At 63.6% G+C, this 14,238-nt stretch carries 10 protein-coding genes; 5 read left to right on the forward strand and 5 right to left on the reverse strand.

The features are described 5' to 3' along the window. The first annotated feature begins 36 nt into the window (after positions 1 to 36). Genes mfd through ACF8SD_RS17100 form a run of 3 tightly spaced genes read left to right on the forward strand, consistent with a single transcriptional unit; the run spans position 37 to position 7,390 of the window. Complete coding sequence (gene mfd / locus ACF8SD_RS17090) at positions 37 to 3,486, forward strand: transcription-repair coupling factor (RefSeq protein WP_392484813.1); 3,450 nt, start codon at positions 37 to 39, stop codon at positions 3,484 to 3,486. A 9-nt stretch (positions 3,487 to 3,495) separates the two neighbouring features. Further along, complete coding sequence (locus tag ACF8SD_RS17095; RefSeq protein WP_173890496.1) at positions 3,496 to 4,068, forward strand: CsiV family protein; 573 nt, start codon at positions 3,496 to 3,498, stop codon at positions 4,066 to 4,068. A 4-nt stretch (positions 4,069 to 4,072) separates the two neighbouring features. Beyond that, the gene (locus tag ACF8SD_RS17100; RefSeq protein WP_392484814.1) at positions 4,073 to 7,390 is read left to right on the forward strand and encodes an SNF2-related protein; all 3,318 of its coding nucleotides are present in this window, start codon (positions 4,073 to 4,075) and stop codon (positions 7,388 to 7,390) included. A gap of 100 nt (positions 7,391 to 7,490) precedes the next feature. Here ACF8SD_RS17100 and nagZ read toward each other — a convergent pair whose 3' ends face one another. Both nagZ and ACF8SD_RS17110 read right to left on the reverse strand, forming a co-directional pair. Beyond that, a complete protein-coding gene (gene nagZ / locus ACF8SD_RS17105) occupies positions 7,491 to 8,489 on the reverse strand; it encodes a beta-N-acetylhexosaminidase (protein ID WP_172828394.1) in 999 nt (332 codons plus the stop codon). 83 nt (positions 8,490 to 8,572) lie between these two features. Continuing rightward, positions 8,573 to 9,280 carry a TetR/AcrR family transcriptional regulator gene (locus ACF8SD_RS17110; protein WP_009686283.1) on the reverse strand — a complete coding sequence of 236 codons (708 nt, stop codon included), beginning with the start codon at positions 9,278 to 9,280 and terminating at the stop codon, positions 8,573 to 8,575. A 217-nt stretch (positions 9,281 to 9,497) separates the two neighbouring features. Between ACF8SD_RS17110 and lexA the strand changes: the two genes are divergently transcribed. Next, positions 9,498 to 10,106, forward strand: a complete 609-nt coding sequence (gene lexA, locus ACF8SD_RS17115) for a transcriptional repressor LexA (protein WP_029887015.1) — start codon at positions 9,498 to 9,500, stop codon at positions 10,104 to 10,106. A gap of 13 nt (positions 10,107 to 10,119) precedes the next feature. Further along, positions 10,120 to 10,596: an SOS-induced cell division inhibitor SulA gene (gene sulA, locus ACF8SD_RS17120; protein WP_009686281.1), complete on the forward strand. Its 477-nt coding sequence runs from the start codon at positions 10,120 to 10,122 to the stop codon at positions 10,594 to 10,596. A 56-nt stretch (positions 10,597 to 10,652) separates the two neighbouring features. Here sulA and ACF8SD_RS17125 read toward each other — a convergent pair whose 3' ends face one another. From ACF8SD_RS17125 to topA, 3 genes are all read right to left on the reverse strand, one after another. Further along, a complete protein-coding gene (locus ACF8SD_RS17125) occupies positions 10,653 to 10,886 on the reverse strand; it encodes a hypothetical protein (RefSeq protein ID WP_173890501.1) in 234 nt (77 codons plus the stop codon). A gap of 50 nt (positions 10,887 to 10,936) precedes the next feature. Then, a complete protein-coding gene (locus ACF8SD_RS17130) occupies positions 10,937 to 11,452 on the reverse strand; it encodes a DUF6586 family protein (RefSeq protein ID WP_392484815.1) in 516 nt (171 codons plus the stop codon). A gap of 89 nt (positions 11,453 to 11,541) precedes the next feature. Next, positions 11,542 to 14,151: a type I DNA topoisomerase gene (gene topA, locus ACF8SD_RS17135; RefSeq protein ID WP_173890505.1), complete on the reverse strand. Its 2,610-nt coding sequence runs from the start codon at positions 14,149 to 14,151 to the stop codon at positions 11,542 to 11,544. Between the last annotated feature and the right edge of the window lie 87 nt (positions 14,152 to 14,238).

The following is a 14,238-nucleotide window of genomic DNA, read 5'->3' on the forward strand; positions in this document are numbered from 1 at the left end:
GGTCTCTTTGCCGCAACGCTTGGAGTGCAATCTCCCGTGTCAGTTCTGCGCCTACCGCAAATGTCGGCCACGGCCGGCAAACAAACCTGGGGCAACCTGCCCGGTGCCGCCCTCAGCCTTGCCATCGCCGAGGCCGCCAGCAGCGCTGGCCGCTTCACCCTGTTATTGACGGCCGACAGCCAGGCCGCCGACCGTCTGGAACAGGAGCTGCGTTTCTTCGCACCCGACCTGCCGGTGCTGCCGTTTCCCGATTGGGAAACCCTGCCCTACGACCTGTTCTCGCCGCACCAGGACATCATCTCCCAGCGCATCGCCAGCCTTTACCGCTTGCCTGAGCTGAGCCACGGCATCCTCGTGGTGCCGGTGACCACTGCCCTGCACCGCCTGGCACCCACGCGCTTTCTGCTGGGCAGCAGCCTGGTGCTGGACGTGGGCCAGACCCTCGACGTGGAGCAGATGCGCACGCGGCTGGAAGCCACCGGCTACCGCTGCGTCGACACGGTCTATGAGCATGGCGAGTTCGCCGTGCGCGGTGCACTGATCGACCTGTTCCCCATGGGCAGCAAGCTGCCCTACCGCATCGACCTGTTCGATGACGAGATCGAGACCCTGCGCACCTTCGACCCCGAGACCCAGCGCTCGATAGACAAGGTGGATTCCGTGCGCCTGCTGCCTGCGCGCGAATTCCCCATGCAAAAGGACGAAGTGACCCGCTTCAAGGCACGCTTTCGCGAACGCTTCGACGTCGACTTCCGCCGCAGCGCGATCTTCCAGGACCTGGCCAGCGGTATCATCCCCGCCGGTATCGAGTACTACCTGCCCCTGTTCTTCGAAGAAACCTCCACCCTGTTCGACTACCTGCCGGCGGACACCCAGGTGTTTTCGCTGCCGGGGGTGGAACAGGCCGCCGAACACTTCTGGAACGACGTGCGCGGGCGTTATGAAGACCGCCGTGGCGACCTCAGCCGGCCACTGCTGCCACCGGCCGAGCTGTTCCTGCCGGTCGAAGACTGCTTCGCCCGGCTCAAGCAGTGGCCGCGGGTGGTGGTCAGCAGCGACGACCTGGAAGCCGGCGCAGGGCGCGAGCGCTTCCCGGCGCGCGCCCTGCCCAACCTGGCGATCGAGGCCAAGGCCAACCAGCCACTGGCCGAGCTGGCCAGCTTCCTCGACCAGTTCCTCGGCCGCGTGCTGTTCACCGCTGAATCGGCCGGCCGACGCGAGGTATTGCTGGAGCTGCTCGAACGGCTGAAGCTGCGCCCGCACACCGTTGATGGCTGGCACGATTTCATCACCGGTGCCGAGCGCCTGGCCATCACCATTGCCCCACTGGACGAAGGCCTGCTGCTGGACGACCCGGCCATTGCCCTGGTCGCCGAAAGCCCGCTGTTCGGCCAGCGCGTCATGCAGCGCCGGCGCCGTGACAAACGTGGCGAAACCGCCAATGACGCGGTAATCAAGAACCTTACCGAACTGCGCGAAGGCGCACCGGTGGTGCACATTGACCACGGCGTAGGCCGCTACCTGGGCCTGGCCACGCTGGAAATCGACGGCCAGGCTGCAGAGTTCCTGACCCTGGAATATGCCGAAAACGCCAAGCTCTACGTGCCAGTTGCCAACCTGCACCTGATCGCCCGCTACACCGGCAGCGACGACGCCCTGGCACCGCTGCACCGGCTGGGTTCGGAAGCCTGGCAGAAGGCCAAGCGCAAGGCTGCCGAACAAGTCCGCGACGTGGCCGCCGAACTGCTCGACATCTACGCCCGGCGTGCCGCGCGCAAAGGCTACGCCTTCGCCGACCCGTCGGCCGACTACGCCACGTTCAGCGCCGGCTTCCCGTTCGAAGAAACCCCCGACCAGCAGGCCGCCATCGAAGCCGTGCGCGCCGACATGCTCGCGCCCAAGCCGATGGACCGCCTGGTCTGTGGCGACGTGGGCTTCGGCAAAACCGAAGTGGCCATGCGGGCGGCGTTCATTGCCGTGCACAGCGGCCGCCAAGTGGCTGTACTGGTGCCGACCACCCTGCTCGCCCAACAGCACTACAACAGCTTCCGCGACCGCTTCGCCGACTGGCCGGTGACCGTGGAAGTGATGAGCCGCTTCAAGTCCGCCAAGGAAGTCGCCGCCGCCGCTGCAGACCTGGCCGAGGGCAAGATCGACATCCTGATCGGCACCCACAAGCTGCTGCAGGACGACGTACGCTTCAAGGACCTGGGCCTGGCAATCATCGACGAAGAGCACCGTTTTGGCGTACGCCAGAAGGAGCAGCTCAAGGCCCTGCGCAGCGAAGTCGACATCCTCACCCTCACCGCCACACCCATCCCGCGTACGCTCAACATGGCGGTGGCAGGCATGCGCGACCTGTCCATCATCGCCACGCCGCCGGCGCGCCGCCTGTCGGTGCGCACCTTCGTCATGGAGCAGAACAAGAGCACCGTCAAAGAGGCGCTGCTGCGCGAACTGCTGCGCGGCGGTCAGGTGTACTACCTGCACAACGATGTGAAAACCATCGAGAAATGCGCAGCCGACCTCGCCGAACTGGTACCCGAGGCACGCATCGGCATCGGCCATGGGCAAATGCGCGAGCGTGAACTGGAACAGGTGATGAGCGATTTCTACCACAAGCGCTTCAACGTGCTGGTGGCGTCGACCATCATCGAAACCGGTATCGACGTGCCCAGCGCCAACACCATCGTCATCGAACGCGCCGACAAGTTCGGCCTGGCCCAGTTGCACCAGCTGCGCGGCCGGGTTGGCCGCAGCCACCACCAGGCTTACGCCTACCTGCTCACGCCTACCCGGCAGAAGGTCAGCGCCGACGCCGAAAAGCGCCTGGAAGCGATCGCCAACACCCAGGACCTTGGCGCCGGCTTCGTGCTGGCGACCAACGACCTGGAAATCCGCGGGGCCGGCGAGCTGCTGGGCGAAGGCCAGAGCGGGCAGATCCAGGCCGTTGGCTTCACCCTGTACATGGAAATGCTCGAGCGCGCAGTCAAGGCCATTCGCAAAGGCACCCAGCCCAACCTGGAACAGCCACTGGGCGGCGGCCCGGAGATCAACCTGCGCCTGCCGGCGCTGATCCCCGAAGACTACCTGCCCGATGTGCATGCCAGGCTGATCCTGTACAAGCGCATTGCCTCGGCGGCTGACGAAGAGGGCCTCAAGGACCTGCAGGTCGAAATGATCGACCGCTTCGGCCTGCTACCGGAACCCACCAAGAACCTCATGCGCCTGACGTCGCTCAAGCTGCAGGCGGAAAAGCTCGGCATCAAGAAAGTCGATGCCGGCCCCAATGGCGGCAAGCTCGAGTTCGAGGCTGAAACCCCGGTAGACCCGCTGACCTTGATCAAATTGATTCAGGGCCAGCCCAAACGCTACAAGTTCGAAGGCGCGACCCAGTTCCGCTTCCTGGTGCCGATGGAGCGCCCGGACGAACGCTTCAACACCTTGGAGGCGCTGTTCGAGCGCCTGACCCCACAGCCTGCCTAAGGAAGATCCATGCGTGCCATCCGTTGCCTGACCCTGCTGCTGGCGCTGTTCGCGCCAGCCGCCTTCGCCGAAGGCCTGTATCAGGTAGAAATGATTCTGGTGCGGCAGAACAGCGTGCCCGCCTTTACCAGCCCGTTCGCACCGGAAGACTGGAGCGGCGGTGCTGCGCGCCTGCACAAAGACGCCGAGCAACGCCCGGCGCTGGAAGACGAAGCCACCCGCCTGGAGGCGACCGCAGACTACACCGTGCTGATGCACAAGGCCTGGCGGCAACAGGTGGGCGACCAACCCAGCCGCATCGCCTTGGGCGAAGGCACCGAGCAATTCGGCCATTTCCCTATCGAAGGCAACCTGAGCATTGCCCAAGGGCGCTTTATCGCGGTGGAGGCCAACTTCTGGGTCAACCAGCTGGATGGCAACGGCAGCGTGCTGCAAAGCGAGCAGTTCAAGCAAAGCAACAGTAACGTCAAAGGTGGGCAGCTGACCTTCCTCGACGGTGGGCACCTGGCGGTGCTGCTGAAGATCACGCCACCGGGCACGCCGAAAATGCCGGCCATGGACCCGGAGATGATGGAGCAGTAAGCGCATGAAGCCAGATGCCGCCGAGTTGGTGAATCAATACCCGAACTGGACCCAGTCGTTCAGCAAGGCCACCCTGCAGCGCGCAGAACGCTATGCCGATGAAGGCCGGGTAGAACTGGACGCTATCTACCGCCAGACCATCACCGCCCGGTGCGAAGGCAGCGGCGACAATGTCTACCAGCAAACCATCGAACTGCACATTGCAGGCGGCCGCTGCCACGTCGAGGGTGAGTGCGACTGCCCGGTACGACAAAACTGCAAGCATTGCGCTGCGGTACTGTTCACCCTCAGCGGCCCCGACATCAGCACCGAGCCTGTGCAAAGCCCACCGGGTATGCTGTCGGCCGAACTGCAGCACTGGCTGAGCGGCCTGGAGCAGCCGCCGGCCCAGACCGGCGCAGCCGATGACAAACGCGGGCGCATGGTCTGCTACCAGCTGCAACTGACCGATGCTGCCGGCTGTTCGCTGCTGGTGCGCAAAGGCACACGCAGCGAGGACGGCATCCGCTTCAGCCGGGTGCAGTCACTTTACGATTTTCTCTACGAGCCGCCGCGCTTCGTCACCGACCAGGACACGCGCATCCTGCGCCTGCTTGCGGCATTGAACCAGGGTGCCGGCCAGGACCGCGGCTACCAACTCAAAGGCCAGGAAGGCGGCGAACTGTTCCAGCGCGCACTGGAGACCGGGCGCATGCTGTTCGACGTCAACATGCCCCTGCTGCACGAAGGCCCGCCGCGCCCCGCCGAGTTCCGCTGGGTACGCCAGGACAACGGCAACTACCGGGGGCTGTGGTACAGCGGTGAGGAACCGCTGCGCTGCGTCATCCCGCTGCTGCCGCTGTACTACTTCGATGTGCAGGCGCAAGAGGTGGGCAAGGTCGAACACACCCTTGACCCGCACGTGGCCGTGCAGCTGACCATCGCCCCCGATGTGCCGGAACACCTGGTCGTGCCCCTGAGCCACAAACTCAATGCCCTGAGCCACAAGGTGCCGACCCCAGCCCCCGTGCGAGAGCAAGTGATCGAGGACATCCAGCCACAGGCCCTTCTGGCCCTCGGCAGCCTCGAGTACACCGCCTACATGCCGAAAACCGGGCGCATGCAACGGCAGATGCAACATCGCGCCGCATTGGCGTTCGACTATGACGGCCTGCAAGCCAGCGGTAGCGACGACAAGCCGCTGACCCGCCTTGCAGGCAACACCAGCCAGCGCATCCGCCGCCAGCCCCAGGCTGAACAAGCCCTGCGCAAAGTGCTGCGGGACTTCGGCTTCAGGCCTGCAACCCGGCAGAGCAAGGCATTGCCCGACAGTGCCGGGGAAATGTATCAACTGCCCGACGACGAAGCCTGGCTGCACTTTGCCCGCGAAGGCCTGCCACGCCTGCGCGAAGCCGGCTGGGCCATCGACACCCACCGCGATTTCGCCTTCAACCTGCAAGAGGTGGAAGACTGGTACGCGACCATCGACGAAGCGCCGGGCCATGAATGGTTCGACCTGGAACTGGGCATCGTGGTCGATGGCCAGCGCCATAGCCTGTTGCCGATCGTGCTGCAATTGCTGCGCAGCAGCCCAGAGTTGTTACGCCCCAGCGAACTGGCCCGACGCAGTGATGACGAGCACCTGCTGATCGACCTGAACCGCGGCCGCCTGGATGCCCCGCCCTTGCGCGTCGCCCTGCCCTATGGCCGTATCAAGGCGGTGATGGGCACCCTGGGCGAGCTGTACCTGCACGAAGGCAGCGTAGGCCCGGCCCTGCGCCTGGACCGCGCCGACGCCGCGCGCCTGAACCAGATCGAAGGCATGCCGCTGCATTGGGAAGGTGGCGAGCATGTGCGCGACCTGGGCCGCCGCCTGCGTGACGCGCGTGACCTGCAGGTCGCACCGCCAGTCGCGCTGCAGGCCAGCTTGCGCCCCTACCAGCAGCAAGGCCTGAACTGGCTGCAGGCCCTGCGCGAAATGGGTACCGGCGGCATTCTTGGCGACGACATGGGCTTGGGCAAGACCCTGCAGGCCTTGGCTCACCTGCTGCTGGAAAAGGAAGGCGGGCGCCTCGTCAGCCCAGCCCTGGCGGTAATGCCGACCAGCCTCATACCGAACTGGCTGGACGAAGCCGCGCGCTTCGCCCCCGACCTTCGTGTACTGGCCCTGCACGGGCCAGGGCGCAGCCAGCATTTTGCCAAGCTGGGCGACTACGACCTGGTCCTCACCACCTATGCGCTGCTGCCCCGCGACCTGCAGCACCTGCGCGCTCACGCGTGGCACGTACTGGTGCTGGACGAGGCACAGAACATCAAAAGCAGCACCAGCAAGGCGGCCCTGGCCGCCTGCGAACTGCAGGCCACCCAGCGCCTGTGCCTGACCGGCACGCCGATGGAAAACAACCTGGGCGAACTGTGGTCGATCTTCCACTTCCTGATGCCCGGCTGGCTAGGTGAACTGAAGCGCTTCAACCAGGACTACCGCACGCCGATCGAGCGCCACGGTGACAGCGAGCGCATGGCCCACCTGGCCAACCGCGTCCGGCCGTTTCTGTTGCGCCGCACCAAGGAGCAGGTGGCCACCGAGCTGCCGGCCAAAACCGAGATGGTGCACTGGGTCGAGCTCAGCGACGCCCAGCGTGACACCTACGAAGCGGTACGCGTGGCCATGGACAAGAAAGTCCGCGATGAAATTGCCCGCAACGGTGCCGCGCGCAGCCAGATCGTGATCCTCGACGCGCTGCTCAAGCTGCGCCAGGTGTGCTGCGACCTGCGCCTGGTAAAAGGCGTGGAGAGCAAGGGTAACCAGGCCGACAAGGGCAAGCTGGGGGCACTGCTGCAAATGCTCGATGAGCTGCTCAGCGAAGGCCGCCGGGTACTGCTGTTTTCGCAGTTCACCTCGATGCTTGCACTGATCGAGCAGGAACTGCAAAAGCGCCAGATCCGCTACAGCCTGCTCACCGGCGATACCCGCGACCGGCGTACGCCAGTGCAGCAGTTCCAGCAGGGTGACAGCGAGGTGTTCCTGATCAGCCTGAAGGCCGGCGGCGTGGGCCTGAACCTGACGGCGGCAGACACGGTGATCCACTTCGACCCCTGGTGGAACCCGGCTAGCGAAAACCAGGCCACCGACCGCGCCTACCGCATAGGCCAGGACAAACCCGTGTTCGTGTTCAAGCTGATTACCCGCGGCACGGTGGAAGAAAAAATACAGGCACTGCAGCAGGAGAAGGCCGCGCTGGCGGCGAGCCTGCTCGATGGCGGCCAGGCTGGGCAGTGGCGGCTGGGGGATGAAGAGATCGATGCCCTGTTTGCACCGTTGCCGGGCAAGCGTGGGCGCTGATGCCCTCGGGTCGGCCGTGAGGGTTGGCTGGCAGTGAGGCCGAGCGCCGCGCCGGCGGCGATCTCACTGGCAACCAGAAACCCGCTACAGCGGCGACAGGTCAGTCGACCAGCTGCGCCTCTTTCAACGCGCCCAACGCCGCCAGCCAGCGTGGCTGCTGGCGATAGTCGGTACGTGCAAAGCCCTGCCCGCGCATCCGGGCGATACGCGGCGAGGGCCTGACCTGCATGCGCTGCGCTGCGCTCAGTGCCAGCTCTGCCGCCGCGCGGTCATTGCAAACCAGGCCCATGTCGCAGCCGGCAGACAATGCCGCCTCGATACGGCTGGCCGCATCGCCCACCACATGGGCACCGGCCATCGACAGGTCATCACTGAAGATCACTCCGTCAAAGCCCAGCTCGCCACGCAGAATGTCCTGCAGCCAGCGGCGCGAGAAGCCGGCCGGCTGGTCGTCCACCTGCGGGTAGATGACATGCGCCGGCATCACCGCCGCCAATTGCCCGCTCAGGCGGCTGAACGGTACAAGGTCGGCCTGGCGCAGTTGCGCAAGGCTGCGCTCATCGGTGGGAATGGCCACGTGCGAATCGGCCTCGGCCCAGCCATGCCCCGGGAAATGCTTGCCGCAGGCCGCCATGCCTGCGGCATTCATACCGCGGATGAACGCCCCGGCCAACTGCGTCGCACGCAGCGGGTCGCCCTCGAAGGCGCGGCTGCCCACCACGGCACTGCGCTGGTGATCAAGGTCAAGCACCGGAGCGAAGCTCAGGTCCAGGCCCACTGCCAGCACTTCAGTCGCCATCAGCCAGCCACACTGCTCGGCCAGGTATTCAGCGTTGTCGTTGTCGGCCAGCGCGCGCATGGCGGGCAGGCGTACAAAGCCCTGGCGCAGGCGTTGCACACGGCCGCCCTCCTGGTCCACCGCCAGAATCAGATCGGGGCGTATGGCGCGGATGGATGCGCATAGCTCACGCACCTGGCGCGGGCTGTCGATATTGCGGGCGAAGATGATCAGGCCGGCCACTTCGGGCTGGCGCAGCAGGTGACGGTCTTCGGCGGTCAGCCATTTACCGGCGATGTCCACCATCAGGGAGCCTTGCAGACTGACGGTCATGGGTATTCCTTAATTGAAGACTGAACAGAAGCGGCGCTAGCTTAGCCCAAGCGCCCCGCCGCGCCCAGCCTTCAGGCCTTGGCCGTGGCGGCGCTGCTCTTGGTGCGTGGGCGCAGCTGTGCAGTGGCCATGGCCGGGTCGGTGACGCCACTGTCCGCCCGCATGCCGGCCGCCAGGAACGGCACCATCAGGCGCATGACCTGTTCGATGGACGTATTGATACCGAAGTCGGTTTCGGCGATGGCCCGCAGGGCCTTGATGCCGGACATGCTGAACGCGGCCGCCCCCAGCATGAAGTGCACGCGCCAGAACAGCTCCAGCGGCGGAATACGGGGAGCCGCCTCGTTGACCAACAGCATGTAGCGGCGGAACACCTTGCCGTACATGTCTTCCAGGTAGCGCCGCAAGTGCCCTTGGCTCTGGCTGAAGGCAAGGCCCAGCAGCCGCATGAAGATCGACAGGTCGTTGTTGCTGCGCGGCTGCACGGCCAATGCCTGCTCCACCAGCATTTCCAGCAGCTCTTCCAGGCTTGGCTTGTGCTCGGGCTTGGCCTGGCGGCGTTCCAGTTCACGCTCGAGGCTGGCGCAGAACGGGCCCAGGAAGCGCGAGAACACAGCCTGGATAAGCGCTTTTTTGGAACCGAAGTGATAGTTGACCGCCGCCAGGTTGACCCCGGCCTTGCTGGTAATCAGCCGCAGCGAGGTTTCAGCGAACCCCCTTTCCGCGAACAGCTGCTCGGCAGCATCGAGAATGCGTTCAACGGTTTCCGATTGGGCCATGACTACTCCGACTACTCCGCCAGACAAACAGTTGTTTGAAACATACGTTTCAGCCCTGCATCTGTCAAGGCTCGGTGACCGGGCGGTCGCCGTTGGAAAACAGCGCGCGTCGTGCCTCCGGGAGGGGGCGTTCGACTTTTCTTGCAACGTGTGGCTTGAAGCTTATCCAGTACTGTATATAATCCCAGTCACTGTACAAAAAGCCAGAGCGCCCAACATGCTGAAACTGACGCCACGCCAAGCCGAAATTCTCGCGTTCATCAAGCGTTGCCTGGAAGACAACGGTTTCCCGCCCACACGTGCCGAGATCGCTCAGGAACTGGGCTTCAAATCGCCCAACGCTGCCGAAGAACACCTCAAGGCCCTCGCCCGCAAGGGTGCCATCGAAATGACCCCAGGTGCATCCCGCGGCATCCGCATCCCGGGCTTCGAAGCCAAGGCCGAAGAAAGCGGCCTGCCCATCATCGGCCGTGTGGCTGCCGGTGCACCGATCCTTGCCGAGCAGCACATCGAGCAATCGTGCAACATCAACCCCGCGTTCTTCCACCCCCAGGCCGACTATTTACTGCGCGTGCACGGCATGAGCATGAAGGACGTCGGTATCCTGGACGGCGACCTGCTGGCAGTACACACCTGCCGTGAAGCACGCAACGGCCAGATCGTGGTGGCCCGCATCGGCGACGAAGTGACCGTCAAGCGCTTCAAGCGCGAAGGCAGCAAAGTCTGGCTGCTGGCCGAAAACCCCGAATTCGCCCCCATCGAAGTCGACCTGAAAGAACAGGAACTGGTGATCGAGGGCTTGAGCGTCGGCGTCATTCGCCGCTGATCCAGGAGGCGTCATGCAGCAGTTCATTCACGTACCCGAGCAAGCCCAGTTGCCGTTGTTCGAAGCATTCCTTGCCCAACCCGTACTTCCTGGCTTAAAGGCCAGCGAACTGGCACGCAAGCACAGCGACCCCGAGCTTTTCAGCGAACTGTCGCTGCGTGGCGCCCAAGGGCACTGCCAAAACCTGCTGGCACCCGTACTGCGTGAGCTGAGCGAAGAAGACGAAACCCGCTGGCTGACCCTGATCGCGCCGCCGTCGAGCCTGACCCAGGCCTGGCTGCGCGACGCAGGCCTCAACCGTGAACGGATCCTGCTGCTGCAACCCCGTAGCAATCAGAGCCCATTGCAGCTGGCCTGCGAAGCCCTGCGCCTGGGCCTTAGCCACACAGTGGTCAGCTGGCTGGGTAGCGTGAATGCCACTGCCCGCCAGCAACTGCTACGGGCAGCCACTACCGGAAATGCACAAAGCCTGAACATCCGCCTCGGCTGATGTTCAGGCTTTGCCTGTTACTTCAAAACGCCAGGCACCTGCTGCACCCTTAGGGTTCAGTGCAGCACCCGCGGCCCTTCGTCACGCTCAACCTCACCTTCCATCAGGCGACCGGCCATCTGCACGCCCACGCTGAGCATAGCCTTGGCCACTTCAACATGTTGACCCTGCAGGAATACCTTGGCGTCTTCCGAGAAATCCAAGGTTACCAGTGAGCCTTCATCCTCGGCGCGACGCAGTTCGATGCGGCCATCAGGCAACTCGACAATTTCCAGAAAAGACGTAGACATAAATGGCAGTTCTCCGCGAAAGGCCAGTATTGTATCAGCCGTTGCCGCGATCAGCACTCACTCAACGCGTCGCGAAAACGCCTGACCAGGCCTTTGAGGTTATTGCGCCAGCTTTCCAGCTCGGCACGGGACAGCGCTGGATGCTCGGGCTCGTCAAGGTTCACGGCCTGAATCAGCGGCTGGGTAACATCGGTTTTTGGCGCTTTCCTGGCGACAGGTGGTCGGAACAAATCGGCATAAGCACTGAGCATTTGCGCCAGCCAGGTTTCACGTTGGCGCGCCAGCTCCAGCAGCTCGGCCACCTCGGGGATGGCGATGCCGTTCAGGCTGTCGTCGGCCAGCGCCTGCTCCACAGTTGCCACAACCGGCAGGCGGTAGAAAGCACCAATTTCATGGCACATGCCCAGTAGCGCGCCGTACAGGTGAAACAGCGCAGACTCGCGCTCGGCTTGTACCAGGCCTTGGGCATTCATGGCCTGGCTCTGCTCGGCCTTGGCCATGGCCTCGAGGGCGAGCCCGGCAAAGAACAGTTTCTGGTTGGTGCGGGTGTAGGTTTCCTGGGCCATTTCTGTGCCCTCCCTTCAGGCTGCAAGGCAAGTTTCTGCATCATAAATGATTGGGGCCGCAAAGCGGCCCCAATTACAGCACTGAAGGCTCAGCGCTTGTCTTCTACCTTCCAGGCGCCACCGTCGTAGAACGCCTTCCAGCCGGTCGGTTTGCCATCGACCTCGGACTGCACGTACTGCTCCTTGGTTTTGCGGCTGTAGCGGATGACTGCTGGGCGCCCGTCCGGGTCTTTCTGCGGCGCATCGCACAGGAAGTGGTATTTCGGGTCGATCTCGTGCTTGTGCGGCACGATTTCCATGACCAGTGGTGCCCGGGTTTCGCGGTTCTTGGGGAACTGGCTGGCCGCCAGGAACAACCCCGAGGCGCCATCGCGCAGCACGTAGGTGTCGTCCACCTTTTCGCACTTGAGCTCAGGCATGTCCACCTTGTCCATCTTCGGTGGCGCCGCCTCGCCGTTTTTCAGCAGTTTGCGGGTGTTCTTGCAAGCCGGGTTGGTGCAGCCGAAGAATTTGCCGAACCGGCCGGTCTTCAGTTGCATCTCGCTACCGCACTTGTCGCATTCCAGGCTTGGCCCTTCGTAACCCTTGATGCGGTAGTTGCCTTCTTCGATTTCGTAACCAGCGCAGTCCGGGTTGTTACCGCAGATGTGCAGCTTGTGCTTCTCATCCAGCAAGTAGGCATCCATCGCCGTGGCGCAGATCGGGCAACGGTGCTTGCCCAACAGCACCCGCGACTCGGACTCACCCTCGTCGTCCGCAGCGATTTCATCGCCGGGCACCAGGTTGACGGTCGCCTTGCAGCGCTCTTTCGGCGGCAGGCTGTAGCCAGAGCAGCCAAGGAATACGCCAGTGGAAGCAGTACGAATCATCATTGGCCGGCCACATTCCTTGCACGGAATGTTAGTCATGGTCGGCTGGTTGGCGCGCATGCCGTCTTCGCTCGACTCGGCCGTCTGCAGCTTCTTGCTGAAGTCACCATAGAACTCGTCGAGCACGTTTTTCCAGTCACGCTCGCCCTGGGCCACGTCGTCGAGGTTCTCCTCCATGTCTGCCGTAAAGCCGTAGTCCATCAGGTTGGAGAAGCTTTCCGACAGGCGCTCGGTGACGATGTCGCCCATTTTCTCGGAGTAGAAGCGGCGGTTGTGCAGGGTCACATAACCCCGGTCCTGGATGGTGGAAATGATCGCCGCATAGGTCGACGGGCGACCGATGCCGCGCTTTTCCATTTCCTTGACCAGGCTGGCTTCGGTGAAGCGTGCCGGCGGTTTGGTGAAGTGCTGGCTCGGGTCGATCTGCAGCAACTTCAGCGCTTCGCCCTGGACCATTTCCGGCAGTACGTCGTCTTCACCGGGCTTGCTCTGTTGTGGCAGCACACGGGTATAACCGTCGAACTTCAGGATACGGCCCTTGGCGCGCAGCTCGAAGTCGCCGGCAGCCACGGTAACACTGGTAGACAGGTACTGCGCCGGCGGCATCTGGCAAGCCAGGAACTGGCGCCAGATCAGCTCGTACAGGCGCTCGGCGTCGCGCTCCATGCCACTGAGCTTGGTCGGGTGTGTATTCACGTCCGACGGGCGAATTGCTTCGTGCGCCTCCTGGGCGCCTTCTTTGCTGCCGTAGACCAGCGGCGCGTCCGGCAGGTACTCCTTGCCGAACTCACGCTCGATGTAGCTGCGGGCCATGTCCAGGGCATCGGCCGACAGGTTGGTCGAGTCGGTACGCATATACGTGATGTAGCCAGCTTCGTACAAGCGCTGGGCCATCATCATGGTCTTCTTCACACCAAAGCCCAGGCGGTTGCTGGCGGCCTGCTGCAGGGTGGAGGTAATGAACGGCGCCGACGGCTTGCTGCTGGTCGGGCGATCTTCGCGCTTGACCACGCTGTAGCTGGAAGCTTTGAGCTTCTCCAGCGCGGCCATGGCCTGGGCTTCGTTCAGCGGCTTGAACGCCTCGCCATTTTCACGCGCCACCTCGAAACGCACCTTGGCGTTTTTCGCGGTGCCGAGGTCGGCGTGGATTTCCCAGTATTCTTCGGGGATGAACGCGCGAATTTCACGCTCGCGCTCTACCACCAGCTTGACCGCTACCGACTGCACGCGACCGGCAGACAGGCCACGGGCAATCTTGGCCCACAGCAGCGGCGACACCATGTAGCCAACCACACGGTCAAGGAAACGCCGAGCCTGCTGGGCGTTGACCCGATCGATGTCCAGCTCGCCCGGTTGCGAGAAGGCTTCCTGAATCGCCTTCTTGGTAATTTCGTTGAACACCACGCGCTTGTAGCGGGCGTCGTCACCACCAATGGCCTCGCGCAGGTGCCAGGCAATGGCTTCCCCTTCGCGGTCCAAGTCGGTTGCGAGATAGATGGTGTCGGCATCCTTGGCCAGGCGGCGCAGCTCTTCGATCACCTTTTCCTTGCCAGGCAGGATCTCGTACTTGGCTTTCCAGCCGTGGTCGGGGTCGACACCCATGCGCGACACCAGCTGGCGACGGGCCTTTTCCTTGGGTGAAAGCGCCGGGGCCTCACCCGCAGCCTTACCACGCTTGGCGGCCGGCTCTTTGCTTGCGCTGGCCGAACCGCTGGTGGGGAGGTCTCGGATATGGCCGATACTCGACTTCACCACGTACTGGTTGCCCAGGTACTTGTTGATGGTCTTGGCCTTGGCCGGGGATTCCACAATGACCAGCGATTTGCCCATGGATCGGAGTATTCCTGAATCTGAAGATGAAAAACGCGTCAGGTGCCGACACGCGGCACCGCTATATATAGTGGCAAAAGTGTGAGG

Source organism: Pseudomonas sp. CJQ_9 (genome assembly GCF_043106615.1).
Taxonomy (GTDB): domain Bacteria; phylum Pseudomonadota; class Gammaproteobacteria; order Pseudomonadales; family Pseudomonadaceae; genus Aquipseudomonas; species Aquipseudomonas juntendi.